Origin of the sequence: Mesomycoplasma ovipneumoniae (assembly GCF_035918255.1) — a bacterium.
In the GTDB taxonomy this organism is placed as follows: domain Bacteria; phylum Bacillota_I; class Bacilli_A; order Mycoplasmatales; family Metamycoplasmataceae; genus Mesomycoplasma; species Mesomycoplasma ovipneumoniae_A.
The window spans coordinates 539713-559152 of sequence record NZ_CP142136.1; the positions used below are offsets into that span (position 1 = coordinate 539713).

Genomic DNA, 19440 nt, shown 5'->3' on the forward strand with positions numbered 1-19440 from the left:
TACACCTAAATAATAAAAAAATTTGGCAAATTATTGGCAAAATTTAATAATTTAGTATAACTTGCCGAAAAATAAATGCAAAATTTAAATTTCTATATTTAAATAATAAAAAAATTGCATTCTTGTATTTTAACATAAAAAAATTTTTTTTATTTTTTTTTATTATTTTTTCAAGCTTTGGCTAACCAATAATTGCTTGAGATATTTTTTTACTCAGTTTCGAAGTTGGGCTAGAAAATACCATTTTTTAGTTAATCAAAAACTGGTTTTAATAGTTGGAATAATTATACATTAATTTTGCAAAAAATAAAGAAAAATATTGATTTTTCACAAAAAAATAATTTTATGAGACTTTTTTTACATTTTTTGAATTTTTCAATAAAAAATTATTTTTTTTGATAAAATTAGAAAAGAGTACGTATAGACATATGACAAATTCAAAACCAACGTTAAAAACAAGGTTTCGGTATATTTTTTTAGGAAAACTGCCTCTTGAACGAAAGTACCGTCCTAAAATCATCGAATACTTTTATTTATTTATTGGAAATTTTGTAATTTCTACTTTTTGAGTATTAGTTTTATTAGCTTTTGGAAAATATGAATGGAAAATTAGCGAAAATTGAAGTCTAATTTTATCTAACGAATTTAACAGTTATTTTTGAAAATTCATAATATCTATTAGCATAACAGCTTGAGTTGTCAATATTTTCTTATGTATTCACTTGATTTACATTCTTTCAAAAACTGAAAATTATAAATGGGTAACTTTTTTGTCAATTTTTACTAATTTTTTTCCATTTTTTAGCTTTTTTAACTTAATTATTTCAGTTTTTGGCTTTTTTAAACACAAAATTGTTTTTAAATAGATGTAAAAGTGTTTTTTTGAAAGGAATTATCATGAAGAAAATAACAAAATCAATTTTTGGAGTGGTTTCTTTTAGCCCGCTTGCCTTAATAGCTTGTGGTGGTCCTGTAAACGAATTTGCACATAATAAAGAAATTATTGTCGCCGTTGACCCGGCCCAGACAAATTATTGAAAACAAAATATTGAAGAATTTAATAAAACTGATTCAGCAACAAAAAACGGCTTTAAAATTAGAACTATTTCCAAAAATGTCTTTGCAGCACTAGATTTTTCAACAGTCGGACACACAGACACAAATAATACGCCTGATATTTTTTATGCACCTCAAGACAGAATTACCGACCTAGTTCAAGGTGGTGCAGTTTCTTATCTGAATGATTTTTTGCCTAATTTATTTGATGAAATTACATCTCAAATTGGTGCTACATCAACAGAAAAAGAAAATATGAAAAATTTTGGGACTGTTTTTGGCCTAAAAAACAACAGAGTCCATTCAGAATTTGTTGGAATTCAACATAACAAAGAAGGAATTGTTCTAGCTTCAACAGAAAATGAAGACCAAACTCGGAAAATTTTGCAAAATGCAGACACAGACTCACTTGCCGAACTTGTTGAAAAAGGCGAAGGTTTATTTAGAATCCAAGACTTTTGGTACGGAAATGGTGTTCTTGCTGGTGCACTTGAAAAAATTGCTCAGCGCGAAAACTTAAAAGACGAAGACGGTAAACCATTAAATTTAATGTCAAAATTATTATATACTAAAAATAATCAATTTACTTCTGGTCTTCTTCATAGTGATATTGATCCAGTTGTTGATGCAAATTTGAAACCTGAAAACAATGAATACCAACAGTATTTCCGTGAAGCTTTTAAATCAGTGGCAAAAATTTACTACCCAGTTTTTAAGGCCGCTTATGGAAGTGAAGCTGATTACAAAAATTCAATTTGGTCTAAAAAGGGAATTTCACAAGCAGATTTAGCACAAATTATTAAATCTGATATGAATGTTACCCAAAATACAATTTTTCGCCTAATGAAAGAAAAGAAACTAAAATTTGCAATTATTGGAACTTGAGATGTGCAAAACTCAGAAAAATCTGCAGATGCCAAGTCTTTTTTTAACATTACCAAAGCAACTAATGAAACTGATTTTAAACAAGCCTTAGGTTCATGATCTTTTTTGATCAATTCACGAAATAATTCATCTTCTCCTGAACGAAAACAAGCGCTTAATGATCTTTTTAAAATAATGTTTTCTGCTAAAACAAACACTGCTTATTTCCAAGATGATTCAAAAATTCCGTTTGTAAAATCGCTAACAAATCAAATTAAACAGGAAGTCGAAAGAATTAATCAACCACTTAATGTCAAATTTGAAACACTTAAAAAAGACTTACAATATACAGATGATAACGAAATTGAAAATGCAATAAATGCACAAATTCAAAAAACCGCAAATCCAAAATATATTAATCAAACAGTTGAATCAAATTGAGACAAAACAACAAACCAAGATGCTAGTTCAGAAGAAAATTATCTCACTTTTGGGCCAAGAATTGAGACAGAAAATCTTGACTCAAGTCTAGTTGAAAGTGCTAATAAAATTAACAGTTTAATTGAAAAATACCAAAAATTTGCCGCAATTCGTAATACTTTAGCAACAATTTTTGGGCAAACAGATTTATCTAAATTCACCGGAAATGGTGAGAGTTGACAAATTGACCAGAGTTTTTTCAAAGTTGGAATTAAAGATGCAAAAGCAGGAAAATACGATCTTGATATTTCCCAAAGTGATACTACCGCACACGTTCGTAAAGTTGAGGCTTTCCTTTTTGGCGCAAATGGTGATGAGCAATCTGAAAAAGACCAAAAAATTGAAAAATACAGTAAGCTAATTCTTGACAATAATCACGATCTTGCAAAACTTGAGACAAGTATTGCAGCTGAAATTAAAGAAATTCAAGAAAAAGCAAAATTAATTGCCAAAAATCCAGCCGATGATGCAACAATTGAAAAAATTTCGCGTGCTTATTTAAATAATTATGTTAGCGCTGCCCTAATTCGCTCATTTGTTAGTCCTGAGACAATTAAGCAAACAAAAGCACAAAAAACTACCACAAAATCAGGGCAAACTGTTGACAAATACACACTAGGTGATGCTGAAGAAATTATTAACGAATACTTAAAATCAAAAAGTTTTGACAAAATTCTTAACGTAATTGACTCAGATAAGACAATTGAAAATCAAGGTGTTGGAATTCTTAATACTGATAATTCCCGTTTTGATCGATCAAATCCGCAATTTAGTTCAACAGTTTGAAGCGCTTGAAATGATCAAACTTTTGGCTCAGAAGTTTTCCACAAAAGTGTTTTGAGCAAAATTAAAAGCGATGAAGATTTTGCCAAAATATTTTTTGACAAAGTTGCAATTGAATACTACAAAAAAATTCTTCTTGCAAACCAAGGAACTAGCAGGGTTATTGTAAATTTTAGTTAAAAATGGGACCTTTTTTTAAATTTAAGATCAACATACCAAAGTCACATTTTTATCTGCTAATTTGTTTAAGTGCTTTTTTGTCTGTTGCGCTTATTAGTTGAATTTTAATCCCTTTTGTTTTTGGGACACATTTAGACCAAATAAGTAAAACAAATCAGGAAAATCAACGTGAAATTTTAGCCTCAAATTTAGCAGCCGGAAAATTAAGTGCTTATATTGGGACAAATTTATTTGTGATTTTCTTTGGAATTTACCTTTTTTTAGCTTATTCAAAAGTAAAAATCGGCTATTTCTTCTACTTTTTTTGGATTTTTGTCTTTTGTTCAATGGCTGCTTATCCTTATTTTCAAGGAGCAGAAAAATTAAATAATGCAGAACTAATAAGCGGAATTTTTATCTCTATTTTTTCTGGGTTGATTGTTGTTTTGCTCATTTATTCAACTTACATTTACCGACTTAAACGAATTATTACAAAATACAAATTAGCTAATGGCGGTTTTAATGCATAAATTACAACTCTATAATTATTATGGCAAGAAATTTGACACGATTATTGATATTGAGGCTAAAACACTAAAATCTTATTATCATAGTGCAAAAATTACTCACTCAAGATTTTTAGATAAGATCAAAATTCAAGAAAACATTGAAAAAGAGCTATTTTTACGGGCCCGACAAACAATTCGCGATAATCTAAAGCGCGAATTACATAGTCAAAAAATTGCTTTTAAAAATGAACTTAAAGTTCTCAAAGACGCTTATATTAAACTTAATTTTGCCGTTTCAGTTGAAAAATTGCTCAGTTTTGAAATTAAAAAAATTGAAAAAGAACTTAAAAATCTTCGCAATTGATTTAAAGATTTTTCAAAATCACTCAACCAAACAGAAGATAGTCCTCAGGTTAAAGTTGAATTATTTGAAAAAACAAAAAAATCAACCTTAGAATCTGAAGTTGACTTAATAAAAAAGCACTTCATTTTTCAAGTCTGTCTAAATTATGTTAGAAAATACCAAGATTTTGACTTTGATCTAAACAAAATTAGCCAATTTCTTGATGAAGACGGAAAAAAATTCCTAGCCCAATCAAAACTAAAAAGCGATTTTTTTGTCAATTTTTATCAAAAAATCAAACAAAAACAAGACGAACTGTTAAAAAAATCAGCTTTGGCTAAAAAAAATTACACTGAAACCAAACAATTACAAACTGACTTATATAAAAAAAGAAAGTCAAATTTAGAACTCAAAGCAAAACAAAAAATAATTTCTTTGGAATATAGTTATAAAAATGCAATTGATTTCCTAAAACAACAAGCAAATCAACAAAATGCGGCCCAAAAAGAATTAATTAACGAAAAAAAGCAGGAAATTATCACTTTTGAGTCACAAAATATTAACAAGCTAAATCAATTTAAGCACGAAATTAATTCACAAATTAACAAAATTAGTGCTCAAAAACAAAAATATCTTGCCTTTAGTTTGTCGCAGACAAAAATAAATTTCCTTGATCAGGCGATTAAATTATTTTACAACATTCAAAAAAATCAAAATTTTGAAATTCCAGATTTAGATATTTCCCTAGAAAATCACAGTCAAATTTTAAAAGATAAACTAGATTTTTTCCATAAGTTAAAAGATAAAAATCAACAACTTTTTGATTTAATTAAAAGTCACTATTTTGGTTTTTATGGTAGCTTTTTAATAAAAAAATTGGCAAAATCAAGTCTAAAATGGCAAATTTTGCTCCAAAAAGCTAAATATTTAAAACAATATTCATACAAAGGCCATTATCTTCAGGATCTCGGTTGGGCAACTAGAGAAAAAACAATCGAAGACTTTAAGACACGGATAAAATTTATAAATGAAAAAATTCTTGCAAAATACGAGCTAAAAGTTTTAAAATCAAGTCCAGATTTTAAAACCCAACAAGAAGAAATTAAAACAAAAATTAGCCAAATCAAGCAAAATTATCTTGAGAGTGTTGCAAAAAACAAAAAGCGACTTCAGCAAAACGAAATTGCCAAAACAGCGTTTAAAAATTTGCAAAAACAAGCCAAAATTGCAAAAACTGACCAAAAAAGAACGCTGTTTTTGAGCTCAAAAATAACAAAATTCAAACAAATTCTCAAAACAAATAATTACCGTTATTTTAATGAGTTAAAAGTTAACAAAAAAATTTATGAATCAAAAGCAAACGAAGCACTAAAGTCTTATCCTGTTGAGACAATAAAAAACGTCCGTTTTATTAGCTTTTTTTTGAATTTAATCTTCCCGGGACTTGCTGAATTATTTGTATTTCGTCAGTTTATCAAAGGATCTTTACTTTCAATTGTTAGCCTAATTTGTTATACTTTAATAATTCCCTTTTCATTTGGAGCTTACTGGTCAAAAATGGGCGGAATTCCGGGCTTTGCTGACTTAGGAGCAAATTTACACTCGCCTCGGGATGGTATTTTTACTGATGCTCGTTTTTACCTTTTTGGTGGCGTCTTATCGGTAATTTTAATGGCTTTTGTGCTAATTTACTTTATAATTGGGGCAATTTCAGCCTGAAGAATTGCAAAAGCAATGGAAGCTGGAGTTGTTCCGGGAAAATGACTCTATTCCAAACAGTGAATCCAAACTACCGGATTTCCGTGAATGATTTCACTAATTGGCCATGCTTTAATGATTTTTATCGTTGCTGCGCCAATAATTACTTCAGTTTTAATTTCTTTTACTGATTATGGTTACAATCATGCTGCGCCAGGTCAGACTGTTAACTGAGTTGGACTAAAACAATGAGGAAAATGGTGAGATTATCGCCAACTTGGACTGTTTCAATCACTAGCTTCAGTTCTTGGTTGAACAGCAATTTGGACAGTTTTATCAACACTATTTCCGATTGGTTTAGGAATTTTAATTGCAATTTTAACAAATTCGTCCCGAATTAAAGGTAAAAAGATTTTTCGGCTAATATTTATTTTACCTTGAGCAGTGCCTGCGTTTGTTTCTTTGTCTTTTATTCGTTCAATGTTTGCTGCTGATTCAAAAGGTTATATTAATTTAATTTTAATTAATTTAGGACTTATTAAAGACGGAATTTCTTGACTAAACCAAATTGGTACGGCCCGAGTTTTATTAATTGTTGTCCAGACTTGAATTAGTTATGCCTTTATTTTTATGCTTGTTACTGGAAATCTGCAGGCAATTTCGGGCGAAATTTACGAAGCTGGCGCCGTTGATGGGGCCTCAAAATCCCAAATTTTCTGAAAACTAACGCTTCCCCAATTGCTTCTGGGAATTGCGCCGATGTTAATTGGGCAATTTGTCGGCGCCTTTAATAACTTTACAACAATTTCAATTTTTACTGGCGGTGGTCCTGCTTATGCAAATGCCTCCCCATTTGGTGAGGCCTCAACTGACATTATTATTTCTTGGGTATTCAAGCTAACAACTCAAGGAATAAAAATTGATGGACACCAAGCTTTTGCCGCCGCACTTTCAACACTGGCAGCGCTAATTAGTATTAGTTTTGCCCTTCGTGGTTTTATAAAATCAATGCAAAGGAGATAAAATTATGAACTTATTAGTGTCAAAAATTGCTAGTTTTGAGTTTGTTGCCAAAAATTCTAGTCCAAAAAAACGTCTAAATTTAAGTGATGAACGGGATATTAAACCAATTGAATTACTTTGAATTTTTCTTAATTATTTAATTTTAATTTCTTGGTCGGTTGTTGTTTTATTTCCAATAGTTTCGCTAGTTATTGCTACTTTTAATGTTGCTAATACTCGACTTATTACAATTACGCCGTTTGTTTTTGGTTTTGATAATTTCACTTATTTATTTACTTCTGAACGGTCTTATTTTTTCTCTTGATACGGAAATACGCTAACAATTGCACTTTTAACAATGATTATTTCAACTACCGCAGTTGCTTTAAATAGTTATGCTTATTCGCGTTTTCGCTTTAAAGGTTCAAAACATTCTTTGACAATAATTATGCTATTGCAAATGATTCCGGCAACTTCTTCGTTAATTTTTCTCTATATTTTAGTCCAAATTGGCCAAATTGGCGGAATTTCACCAATATTTATGTTAGTAATTATTTACTCAGGTGGGGCCGTTTCTGGAAATACTTTCATGCTTAAGGCTTATTTAGATAGTATTTCGCGCGAACTTGATGATTCAGCAAAAATTGATGGCTGTTCAAATTTTGGTGTTTTTTTCAAAATTTTATTACCGGTTTTACGACCTGCAATAATTATGGTTGCACTTTGATCTTTTTTAACACCATTTACCGATGTTATTTTACCAAGATTTGTGCTTTTCAATATTCAAGACTTAACTCTTGCTGTCGGGCTTGAAACTTTTATTAATGTCGAGCCAAAACATGTTAATGCTGGTGCTTATGCAGCTGGGGCTCTACTTGCGGCTCTTCCTGCGCTTGGTTTATTTATGTATTTACAAAAATACATAATTGGTGGACTTTCTGAAGGAGCGGTTAAAGGTTAATTATGGAAAAAAATAAAAAACTTTTTGAACTTGAAGATCTTAATTTAGATTTAAATCAAATTGATTTAAATAAAATGGTTGCAAAAATTGGCCAGCAACAAGAAGAAACAAAAGGTGCCAAAATTGTTCTTAATAATGTCTCAAAAAAATATGAAGGTAATGACAAATATACACTCGAGGCAATCGATCTTATAATTGAAAGTGGTAATTTTTGCATCTTTTTAGGACCTTCAGGTTCAGGAAAAACAACGCTTTTAAGAATGATTGCCGGACTAAATTCAATTACTCAAGGCGATTTAATTTTTAATGGCAAACGGTATAATAACCTACCACCCCATCAGCGAAATATTGCAATGGTTTTCCAGTCTTATGCCCTTTATCCGCATTTGAATGTTTATGATAATATTTCTTTTGGACTCAAAATTGCAAAAGAAAGACGCGACATTATTGACTCAAAAGTAAAAAATGTGGCTCAAATTTTAAAAATCAGTGACTATTTATACTCAAAACCGCGTGATCTTTCTGGTGGTCAACGTCAAAGGGTTGCAATTGGACGGGCAATCGCTCGTGCACCGCAAGTTTTTTTAATGGACGAACCACTTTCAAATTTAGATGCAAAATTGCGTGAATCAATGCGCCGTGAAATTGTAAATATTCACCGAATGCTCAAAACTACAAGTATTTATGTAACTCATGATCAACTCGAGGCAATGACGATGGGAAACCAAATTGTAGTTTTTAATGACGGTAAAATTCAGCAAAATGGAACCGGAAAAGAATTATATTTTAAGCCTAAAAACACTTTTGTTGCCACATTTATCGGTTCGCCAACAATGAATTTATTTGATTGTGTTGTTGAGAATAACCAAATAAAGGCAAAAAAAGCACCAATTTGATTTGAAGTTGACCAAAAATTGGCAAATTTATTAAGTCAAAATCAAGAATTACAAGTCGGCTTTCGTTCTGAAGATATTTATCTAAACCAAAATCAAGCCCTATTTGACGGTATTATTACTAATGTTGAGCTAATTGGTAAAGATCAACTTGTTGCAATTAAAGTTGGCGATCAACTTGAATTAATTTCCAACCAGAACAATATTTTTGAATACTTTTTAGATCAAAAAGTTAAAGTTAGCTTTAATTTAGAACGAATTCACATTTTTGATGCAATAACAAAGGAGCGAATTGATCTTGATAACTAATTTAGAATCACGAAGTGCCAAAATTTACTTTTTTATTGCACCCTATTTTACTCGTAAAGTTTTACAATTAATAAGTAAAATTTTACTTTTAATAATTATAATTTTCTCTTTTGTCCAAATTTGACAGTTTCTTGAACGAATTGATTGGGAAATTGATTTTGTTTCAAAAGGTAGTTTTTCTAATTTAACTACTCAAGAAATTACTGAAATTGCTAGAAGCAAATCAACTTCATTGCCACTTTGACCAATTTTTATTAGTCTAATTTCACTTGTTATTGTTTTTGGTTTTATTCTGTTCTTTTTAATTTTAGCTCAACATATTTATTTATGAAAACAATTTGGCGATCTCAAAAGATTTTATAAATTTATTTTTACTTTATCTATAATTATTTTTATTTTAAGTTTCTTTATTGTCGCCCTTCAACCGGCTCGAGTTGAGCAAAATGTTAGTGTAAAAATTGGGGAAAACACCGTCACAGATTCAATTTTTTCTGATTTTCCTAATTATACAAAAATGTGAATAAGCCTAATTTTTAGCTTTTTAATTTTGATTTTACAAATAAGTGCAAAATCAAAATTTGGAGCTCTTGAAAAAGACAAAACTTTAGCAAAAAAACCTTTTGAAACAAAAAGTCTTGAAGCAAAAATAAATAAAATTATCCAAAAAAATTCCAACAGCTAATTGTATTTAGACGTTTTTCTGAGTTTGCCAGTTTGATAAGATAATCTTAAAAAGTGTCCTAGTTTATTAGTTTTGGGCACTTTTTTAACTTTTTTGGCAAACTCAGGAATAATAACTATCAAAGCAAAAACACTGAATTTTGAATCTAACACTCACGAATGAAAAATCAACTTATTAATCAAATAAAGCAAACTAAAAAAGCTATAATTTTAACTTAAAAAGCAAAATTATGAATTTTTAAACTACTTTTTTAGTTAAAAACCTAACAAAAATCATAAAAAAATACAACTACTATTTAAACTCAATGTAAATAGAAAACTCGTTTTTATTTACATTGAGCCTAAAAAAATATATGAAGTTTTGAAAGAACAATAATTAAAAGCCATAAATTTGTAGATTTCTAAACGGTTAAATTTAAGGCATACCATCATATTTAAAAATATAACGGAAAATTCGCACTACCAGAACACATTAGACAAAAAACATAACTAATTCCCCCTTAATTCAATACAAAATTTATTAATTATTCCTAATTGAATGTAATTATAACAGAAATTTTTTTTAGACCAAGCATTTTTTTTTTTTTTTTTAGATAAACATTTTTGTAATAAGACTTGTTTTTAAATTTTTAAAATATTCAGCTTTTTGTTCATAAGCAACAATTAGTGAGTCAAAAGTTTCAAAAAGTTGCCAAATTTTTTCTTGTTCAATAGTATCAGCAACTTTTATAAAATATTTTTCAATTTCATTAAGCCGAAAAATATGTCTAACAGATTTATTTGTACTTTTTAGCATCAATTTTTTAAAAATTTCGGTCTTAAATCAAATTAAAAAATAATCAGAATTATAGTCTTTTTTGAGCCTAAAAACTTCATACATCGGACTGATTAATCCAGGCATAGAATTTTTATATAAAGCAAGAGAGCCGACTTGAATTCTTGAAGGATTAAAAGCAAAAGAATTTTTTGTAATTATTTGTGAATTGTCTTTATTTGCAAAAATTGCTTTTCCACCTTTTTTAAAAAGTTGTTTTTGACTGACAAATCCAAGTTTATTTGAAACTGAATAGCTTATAAGCTTTAAATTATTTGAATTTTTGTTTTTATAAGTTTGAAAAAGATCGCTAATTTGCTCAGTTTTTCAGGGCTGACTAAAGCCTTTAAATCTAATTAAAGGAAAATCTGAACTTAGATCAGTAAACATTTTTTTAGTTAAATTATTTTTAAGATCTTTTAAAAGGTGGATTTTTTCTTCAAGTTGGTTAAGCAAGTTTTCAAAAGTCTCAAAAAGTTGGGAAATTTTTTGCTGCTCAGTGATATCAGGAGTGAATTTTAGTTCAATTTGCGCCATATCGATAATTTTTAGCGAAGGAATAATGCCATTTGTGACATTTTTTTTGGTTTTAAGTCCAATTGCAATAGCAAAAAATTCATTTTCAGGATACTTTTTTGAAGTTAATATTCCACAAGAACCTGTTGCAAAAAATTTTCCTTTTCGGAAATTAACAGCGCCAGCATTTACACCGGCGGTAGTCCAAGTTATTACATTTTCAGCCAAAAACTCGTTATAATAGCCTAAAATCCCTTGATTTTCTGTTTGTGATGAATAAACCGGATAGATGTAGCCGCGGTCTCTCTCTCTCTCTCTCTCTCTCTCTCTCTCTCTCTCTCTACAGGTCTAGATTTTATTTGGTTTTTGGTTAGTGATTGGCCTCGGGAAATCTCGAATAAATTTTTAACTTGATCACTAATTCAAACTGAATTGAAGTTTTTGAATTTAACTAGCGGTATATTTGGCTTTCTATTCATTAATTAATCCTTTAAATATTCTAAATTATAATAAAAAATCCACCTTTAAATAGCAAAAGTTGGATTTTTTTATATTTAAAAATTTTTAGTAGTCTAAATTAAGATGAAGAGGCTGAAGAGGATTTAACACTTATTTCACGCAAGGCAAATTTGCCTATTGATGCTTGTTTTTGTTTTGGATCTTTAGTTTTTTCTTGATAGAACTTAATTAGATCTTGTTTAATTTCTTCAGAATCAACAACAATTTTACTAAAAGGATAAGCATTATTTACTGCTTCAACAAAGGCTTTGAGTTGTTCTTTGGAATCTTCGGTTGGAGTTCCACTTATATTAAATGTAACATTTTGTTGATTTTGGCCAGTTTGATCACGAAAATAAATTCGCCCAGAAGGATTATCATAACGCTGAGAAATTCCACTTAATCTATCAGTATATTTTGAGCCATCAAAATCTGAAACATTAGCTGAAAAACTTGGGACTGAATTAGTATTAGATCCAGAATTACTATCAGCGGCAAAATAAATATCAGTAAATCTTAGTTTTTTAAAGCCTTCATAATCTTGAGATGCATATTTATCTTCTTTTCAATTTTTAATGTTATCATTAAAAATTTTATCAATTTCGTCAAATTTAAGGTTTTTAATTGTTTTAATATTTGTTTCAGAAAAATCTAGTTTTGGAGGATAGCCACCTTTACCACCGTGGCGACCTTGGAATGGTCGTTGGTAAATTTTGGAGCCAAAAGCTAATTTTAAACCTTCGGTGATTTTAGTTTCATTATCCCCTTTATCCCAACGGAGCGTGTCAAATAAAATTGATCCTGGAATTTGCTCATCAGGTGTGTTTTTGTGAAAATCAGCGGCATTATTATAATCAAAACTAATGAAATCAACATCAGCAACGGCATTTGGATTAATTGCTCAGTTATCATCAATTGCTTTTTGATTAGAATAGAGCTCTAATTCTTTAAGTTTTTTGCCTCGAAGTGCGTGTAGGCCATTTATTGCTTTTTGTTCATCTAAAAATAAAGTTAGTTTTTGGACATTATTTGGCAAAGCTTTCAAAATTTTATCAATATTTTGGCCTTTATTTTTTGTTCCGACATTTTTAAGAACAACAGCATCAATTTTATTACCAACATTAGATTTTAGAAATTCTTGGAATTTTTCAAAGGCATCTTTATCATTTGCATCAATTGAAACGGCGATAATTTTGTCCTTGAAAGCCTTATGTTTGTTTTGGGCATTTTGAGTGTATTGGTAAACTTTTATTGATCCAGAACCTGAGCCAGCAACTTTGTCAATTTCGTTTTTTCACTCACTATTAGAAGAAATATCGGCTTTATCTCAACCTTCATAGTTTTGATTAGCAATTCCCTGTGGATTACGTTGAACTCAACCTTCATTACTTAAAAGACGATTTTGGTTTCGTTGACGGTAAAGTCCATTTTTACCTGTAACTGGATTGTCATCAGGATTTACAAAAACTCAACCGTGATGGTCGTTAGTATCAACAGTCATTCCGCGGGCAATTCATTTGTATTCAATATCAGAGAATTGTGGACCTTCTATTTCTTGTTGTTTTAAAAATTTTAAGTAATTGTCTTCTCTTGTTTTGTAATTATTTGCTACCCAAATTTGGTATCTTAGACTTTCTTCAAATAGTTTTTTTTCATGTTCTCCACCATTAGGGTAATAGCGCTTAAATTCATGTTTTAACTGGCGCTCTAGTTCGGCAATTTCAGCTGCTCGTGAGGCAATATTTGCTTCAGTTCTTCGTTTTGAAGCAGCAAGACCTAAACGCCAATTGGCTTTTGCTTTCTCAATTGCTCCGGCTGGAACATTAACTGATTCAGATTGTCTTGGCGAAGTTTGGACTCTTTGGGTGGTAGTTGCTGTGCTTTGAACTGGTGAACTAGCGGTTCTTGAAACACTTGGAGCTGGAATTGGGATGGTTGATTCGATTCGAGTAATTGGTCTACGTGTTATTGTTGGGGTAGGCTCGGGTTTAGGGGTGGCAATAGCAATTTTTTTTACTTGTTTTGGAATTTCAACTTTTGGCGGGATTTTTTCAACTTTTTGGGGTTGGGTTTCTGGAGCGGGCGATTCAATTTTTTTAGGTTCTGGTTTTTTGACTGGTATATATTCAGAATTTGTAACTGGTGAATTAAAAGCGGTGTCATTTGGTATATTTTTAAGAATTATTGATGGTGCTTGCGGTGAATAGGCAACCAAAGAAGATTCTCAACTAAAATTATTTATTACATCATTTAATGCAAAAGAAACACCAACAGCAATAGCGCTTGCTGCTGCTCCTATTAAATATTTTTTGCGCTTTGAGACATAAAAAACTTGCATTTCAACCTCCCTAAAAACAAAAAAACAAAATTAGGTAAATTTTTGAATTTAAATTTTAGCTAATTTTGTTTTTAAGATACTTTTAGAAATTATTATAAATGATTTTTTTAAAAAAACAAACTTTTTGCAATAAAAAATTTTTAAGGATTTTTAGGATGTTTTAGTTTCAGCAGGTAATCCTTCAAGTGACATGCTAAGTTGCCAAACTCAGGAAAAAATAACTATCAAAGCAAAAACACTAAATTTTAAATCTAAGCATCACGAAAGAAAAATCTACTTATTAATCAAATAAAGCAAACTAAAAAAGCTAAAATTTTAATTTAAAAAGCAAAATATGAAGTTTTTGAACTACTTTTTTAGTTTAAAACACTGACAAAAACCATAAAAAATACAACTACTATTTAAACTCAATGTAAATAGAAAACTCGTTTTTATTTAAATTGAGCCTAAAAAAATATATGAAGTTTTGAAAGAACAGTAATTAAAAGCCTTAAATTTATAGATTTCTAAACGGTTAAATTTAAGGCATTCCATCATATTTAAAAATATAATGGAAAAGTCGCATTTTCTGATTTTTTTATGACAAAAACATAATAAGTCCCCCTTAATTCAATATCAAAATTTATTAATTCTTCTTAGTGACTGTAATTATAACAGATTTTTTTCTTAGACCAAACATTTTTTTTTTTTTTTTGCAAAAGGTTAATTTTAAAATAATAAAAATTAAGATTTTAGCGACTAAAAAACCCGAATTTACGGGTATTTTTTCATATTTGTATTTAATAAAAAGTGAATTTTTGCCATCAAACTGGGAAACTCAGAAATATTCTAAATTATAATAAAAAATCCACCTTTAAATAGCAAAAGTTGGATTTTTTTATATTTGAAAATTTTTAAGAATTTTTAGGATGTTTTGGTTTCAATAGGCAATCCTTCAAGTGATCCGCTAAGTTGGGAAGCCAAAGAAGCATCAACTTGAATTTTACTAAAAGCATTTGTTCGTTTTGCGGCCTTTAGGAAGTATTCTAAATCAGTTTTGGCGTTTGCAGAAAAAGTTCCATTAAGAACTAAAGTTGCGCCCTGAACTTGTTTTCCATCTTTATCTTTAATATAAATGTTTGAAAATTCATAAGGACCAAAATTGAGTCTTTTTTGGAATTGGCCATCAAATTCTTCAAGCTTAACGGTATATGTTTTTTGTCCAGAAGAATTACTATTAGAGTCAATTCCAAAGGAAATGTCGCTAAATCTTAGGAAAAAGTTAGCAGTTTCTTTAATACCGGTGTCGGTTTCTCATGTTGAAATTTGGCGATTAAATTCGTTGTTAGCCTCGTCAAATTTAATGCCACTAAAAGTTTTTATTTCAGTTTTAGAAAAATCAAGATTTGGTGGATAACCGCCACGGCCACCAAAAACTCCCTGGAATACCCGCTGATTAATTTTAGAACCAAAAGCAATTTTTAGTCCTTCATTAATTTTTTCAGTACTTCCTAGATCTTTTGTTCAACTTAAAGTATCAAAACGAATTGAACCAGGTAATTTTGCCCCTGGATTATAAAGATTTATGTTTGCTTTATCAACAAAGTCTCATTTAATAAAGTCAACATTTTTAAGACCATTAGGATTAATAGCCCAAGTTCCAGTTTCTTTTTGGGCATTTGAATAAAGTGATAATTCAGTAAGTTTATGATTTTCTAATTTTGAAAGAGCCTCAAGCCCTTTGTTGTCTTCAACAAAAAGACGTAAAGAAGTAATTGAAGAAGGAAGTTTAGAAATAATTTGTTCAATTGTTGAGGTGTATTCACCTTTAACATTTTGAAGCACAACTTCTTTTAAATCAGTTTGAGATTTAGCTAAAGATTGAAGAATGGTATCAAATTTTGATAAAGCAGTTGGATCAGATGAGTCTAAATAAAGCGATTTAAATTGTCTTATATCGTTTTTTCCAGCGTTGTTCCCGTCATTTTTCTTGTATTGAATAAGTCTAATTGACCTAGAACCTTCAGGAATTCCGGCTTCTTTTAGACTTGAAGTAAAGCTTGGATCGCTTACATGTGAACTAGGAACATTTAGTCCACCAGATCAACCTGGGCGAGATAAACTACTTAAAACTGTTGAATCTTGATTTGGTCATGGACTATCATAAGGCGCAATTCCTTTTGCATTATCAGCTTTAATTGCTTTTTTAACAATATTATTTCTAGGTTCCCATCCGTCAGTGTCTTTGTCTGGAGTATAACCTTTTTCAAGTAGGGAAATTTCTTCTTGGTTTAAACGGCCAGCACTAAAACGGGCTACACGTTCAGAATGGTATTTTAAATCGTATTTTTGGCGCTCAAGTTCATATTTTTTGTTGTTAATTTGTCAAGTGTAACTTTCGTTTCAAGATTTCAAATATTCATCGTGTGATCTACCGCGAGGGCGTCAATAAACTGATTTGTCGGCTTCATTCATTTGTCTTTCTAATTCTTTAATTTCAGCAGTTATTCTTTCAATATTTGAATTAGCTGTACTAACATTAGTTGAAGCACGAAACTTAAGGTTTTGAAGCGCTTGACCTCATTTACCGTTTGTATCAACTTGTTGATATGAAGGCGAAGGAGCAGGAGCTGGCGGGGCAAAAGTAGGAGTTGCCGGTCGGGCTTGAACTGTTGGAGTGGTTACTGTTTGAATTGTTGTAACTCTTTGGACTGGTCTGGGAGTTGGAGCGGCGATAGTGCGAATTGGGCTAACAATTGGCGAGGTTGGTTTTGGTTTTGCTTTTGGTGTTGTCTGCGGGATTGGATTTTCAATTTTTTTAACAGTTGGCGGTTGGACGGTTTGAATTGGTTTTTCAACAACTATTTTTGGACCTGGACTTGGAACAGGCGCTTCAGGTAAGTTTTGTTTTTTAGGCGGATCAATAAATTCAGTATTTGCTACAGGAGAAAAATTATCATCATTTGGTTTGTTTTTTAAAACTGTTGAAGGAGTTGCTGTTGAGTAAGAAATTTCTAAAGGACTAAAAATATTAGCCGAAAAAACACTTGGAATATAAGTTGCAGCAGCAACCGAAAGTCCAAGTAATGCAACGCTAATTATTTTTTTTCTTTTTGATAAATAAAGTACCATGATATCTCCTTTTGCAAATTACTTTGTTTTACTTATTCAAGTTAAATTATAGCATAAATTATAATATAAATTGTAAAAATAGGTACTAAAAAAATCTTAAAAAAAATAGACTAATTTTTTCAGTTTTGTTTTGATAAATATTGGTGAATTTTTTCAACATAATCAGTCTTTTCAAAACTAAGATTAAGATCATCGCGGCCAAAATGTCCATAAACAGCAAGATTTTGGTAAATCGGCTTTGATAATCCAAGTTGACTAACTAAATTAGCAAGGCGAAGATCAAAAACATCTCTAATAATTTGACTAATTTGATCTATGCTAAATTTAGGGTTTTTAACATAAGTAATATTAACTAAATCAGGAAATTCAGAGCCAATTTGGTATGAGAGTTGAATTTCAATTTCATCTGCTAAATTAGAGGCAACTAGATTTTTTGCAATATAACGAGCAATATAAGCCCCACTTCGATCAACTTTTGTATAGTCTTTTCCACTAAAGGCTCCACCGCCATGGTGAGCTGCATCTCCGTAGGAATCAATAATTATTTTTCGCCCAGTAAGACCACTATCACCAATTGGGCCTCCGATTGTAAATTCACCCGCTTGATTAATGTAAGTTTTAAAATCAGAGTTTAGTCCATAGTCATTGGCAGTTGGTATCATAATTTTATTTAATACAAAATCACGAAAGCGGTTTTGGTCATAGTTTTTTAAATGCTGAATTGACATTAACATTTTAGTTATTTTTGGCTGGTTGTTTTGATCATAAACAACTTCAACTTGAGATTTCATGTCGGCAAGAGCTTCTAAAAACTGGCCGTTTTTACGGTAAAATTCAGCTTTTTGAACCAAAGAGTGCGCAAGACTTTGACCAAGAGGCATAAAATTTTTAGTCTCATTAGTGGCAAAACCATAAACAATCGACTGATCGCCAGCGCCAAGGCTATTTTGAGAACGGTTTACAAGACTAGAAATTTCTTTTGACTGGTTATTTACATTAGAAATTATTGTAAAATCATTTTCGGTATAGCCAATTTCAAACAAAATTTCCCAAGCAGTTTTGATAAAATCAACATAGCCAGTTGTCGAAATTTCACCGCCGATAATAATAAGTCGATTTGAAGCCATCACTTCAATTGCCACCCGCGAGTTTTCATCTTGATCTAAAAGTTTGTCAAGAATTGAGTCAGCAATTTGGTCACAAATTTTATCAGGATGGCCTTTTCCAACAGATTCGGCGACTGAAATTTTTGATATTTTCATTTTTTCCCTTTGTTAATAGCTAAAAATTAGGCAGCTTTTTGTTTTGCTTGGAGAAATTCTTCAAATGAGAGTGATTTTTGGCGTTTTGTTGTCAGTTTTCCGTTATTTATTTTGATAATTAAATCGGCCAAAGGTTCCATTTGGGGATCGTGAGAAACCATGACAATTGTTGTTTTATATTTTTTATTGATATATTTAAGAATTCTTAAAACAATATTTGTGTTATTTTCATCAAGAGCACCAGTTGGCTCGTCGGCAAAAATTATTTTTGCGTTTTTCACAAGCGCTCTTAATATTGAAATTCGCTGTTGTTGACCACCGGACATTTGTGATGGAAATTTAAATTTTATATCATCTAGTTCAAATTCAGAAAATAAATCCTGGATGTCTAAAAGTTTTGTTTTATCACCTTGAAGATAAGCGCCAACTTGAACATTATCATATCCATTTATATTTCCTAGAAGATTATATGATTGAAAAATAAATGAAACTTTTTGACGACGGAATTTTGTAAGCTCTGAATTTTTAAGATAGGCTAAATTAACAGAATCAACAATTATATCACCTTCAGTTGCCCTATCAAGACCTGACATTAAATTCAATATTGTTGACTTTCCTGATCCGGATTTACCATTTAAAATAGCAAAATCACCCTCGGCGATACTAAAACTAATATCTGCAAAAACTTTTGTAACAACAGAGCCAAAAAGATAATATTTTGATACGTTTTTAAAATCTATTATCGAACCAGGTAAGTTAGCATCTTGAATTTTACCAACTTTAACTCGTGGAGTATCATTTGCTCAGCGAATTAATTTTAATTGCTTTGCTGATAAATTTTCTGACTCAGTTTCTTTAATTATTTTTAAGGCTTTTGTTTGTCTTTCGACTTTTTTTGCCTTTGAAAAAAAACTTAATGACATATTTACTCCTGTATTGCTAGTTCAACTAGTTTTTATAATATAATTTAATGTAATTTAACTTTTACATTAAAGGCTAAATTATAATACAAAAGTTAAATTTTAAAATATTTTTTAAAATTTAATGCAAAAAAATAACTGCTATTGAACTAAAATAAAAAAAGAATTTTACAAAAGTAAAAAACAAGGCATGCCAGGAATAAAACTAATTTCAATTCTTAATCTGTTTAATTCTTAATCTGG

Annotated in this window: 12 protein-coding genes; 6 read left to right on the top strand and 6 right to left on the bottom strand. The window is 30.3% G+C overall.

What is annotated here, in order from left to right; genetic code table 4:
- The first annotated feature begins 897 nt into the window (after positions 1-897).
- The 6 genes from U3G01_RS02025 (at position 898) to U3G01_RS02050 (ending at position 9739) form a co-directional block, all read left to right on the top strand.
- Entirely contained in the window at positions 898-3363 is a 2466-nt protein-coding gene (locus tag U3G01_RS02025) for a hypothetical protein (protein ID WP_255031209.1), read from the top strand.
- A gap of 77 nt (positions 3364-3440) precedes the next feature.
- The gene (locus U3G01_RS02030) at positions 3441-3872 is read left to right on the top strand and encodes a hypothetical protein (RefSeq protein WP_143825417.1); all 432 of its coding nucleotides are present in this window, start codon (positions 3441-3443) and stop codon (positions 3870-3872) included.
- On the top strand, positions 3865-6915 hold the full coding sequence (locus U3G01_RS02035; RefSeq protein WP_255031207.1) for an ABC transporter permease subunit: 3051 nt from the start codon (positions 3865-3867) through the stop codon (positions 6913-6915). Before U3G01_RS02030 ends, U3G01_RS02035 begins: the two co-directional genes overlap by 8 nt.
- Positions 6916-6919: 4 nt before the next feature.
- Positions 6920-7855: a sugar ABC transporter permease gene (locus U3G01_RS02040; protein WP_255031205.1), complete on the top strand. Its 936-nt coding sequence runs from the start codon at positions 6920-6922 to the stop codon at positions 7853-7855.
- A gap of 2 nt (positions 7856-7857) precedes the next feature.
- A complete protein-coding gene (locus U3G01_RS02045; RefSeq protein WP_255031203.1) occupies positions 7858-9057 on the top strand; it encodes an ABC transporter ATP-binding protein in 1200 nt (399 codons plus the stop codon).
- Entirely contained in the window at positions 9047-9739 is a 693-nt protein-coding gene (locus U3G01_RS02050; RefSeq protein WP_255031201.1) for a hypothetical protein, read from the top strand. Before U3G01_RS02045 ends, U3G01_RS02050 begins: the two co-directional genes overlap by 11 nt.
- Before the next feature lie 588 nt (positions 9740-10327).
- Here U3G01_RS02050 and U3G01_RS02055 read toward each other — a convergent pair.
- The 6 genes from U3G01_RS02055 to U3G01_RS02080 all read right to left on the bottom strand — a co-directional run bounded on the left by U3G01_RS02055 (position 10328) and on the right by U3G01_RS02080 (position 19200).
- Positions 10328-11359: a restriction endonuclease subunit S gene (locus U3G01_RS02055; protein WP_326564868.1), complete on the bottom strand. Its 1032-nt coding sequence runs from the start codon at positions 11357-11359 to the stop codon at positions 10328-10330.
- Positions 11314-11547 (bottom strand): hypothetical protein, encoded by a 234-nt coding sequence (locus U3G01_RS02060; RefSeq protein ID WP_255031199.1) that lies wholly within the window; start codon positions 11545-11547, stop codon positions 11314-11316. The genes U3G01_RS02055 and U3G01_RS02060 overlap by 46 nt, the downstream gene beginning before the upstream one ends.
- A gap of 98 nt (positions 11548-11645) precedes the next feature.
- On the bottom strand, positions 11646-13904 hold the full coding sequence (locus U3G01_RS02065) for a putative immunoglobulin-blocking virulence protein (protein WP_255031197.1): 2259 nt from the start codon (positions 13902-13904) through the stop codon (positions 11646-11648).
- 903 nt (positions 13905-14807) lie between these two features.
- Positions 14808-17015 carry a putative immunoglobulin-blocking virulence protein gene (locus U3G01_RS02070; RefSeq protein WP_255031195.1) on the bottom strand — a complete coding sequence of 736 codons (2208 nt, stop codon included), beginning with the start codon at positions 17013-17015 and terminating at the stop codon, positions 14808-14810.
- Between the two features lie 110 nt (positions 17016-17125).
- The gene (metK, locus tag U3G01_RS02075; RefSeq protein ID WP_255031193.1) at positions 17126-18277 is read right to left on the bottom strand and encodes a methionine adenosyltransferase; all 1152 of its coding nucleotides are present in this window, start codon (positions 18275-18277) and stop codon (positions 17126-17128) included.
- Positions 18278-18303: 26 nt separating this feature from the next.
- Positions 18304-19200 carry an ABC transporter ATP-binding protein gene (locus U3G01_RS02080; protein ID WP_255031191.1) on the bottom strand — a complete coding sequence of 299 codons (897 nt, stop codon included), beginning with the start codon at positions 19198-19200 and terminating at the stop codon, positions 18304-18306.
- Positions 19201-19440 lie beyond the last annotated feature (240 nt).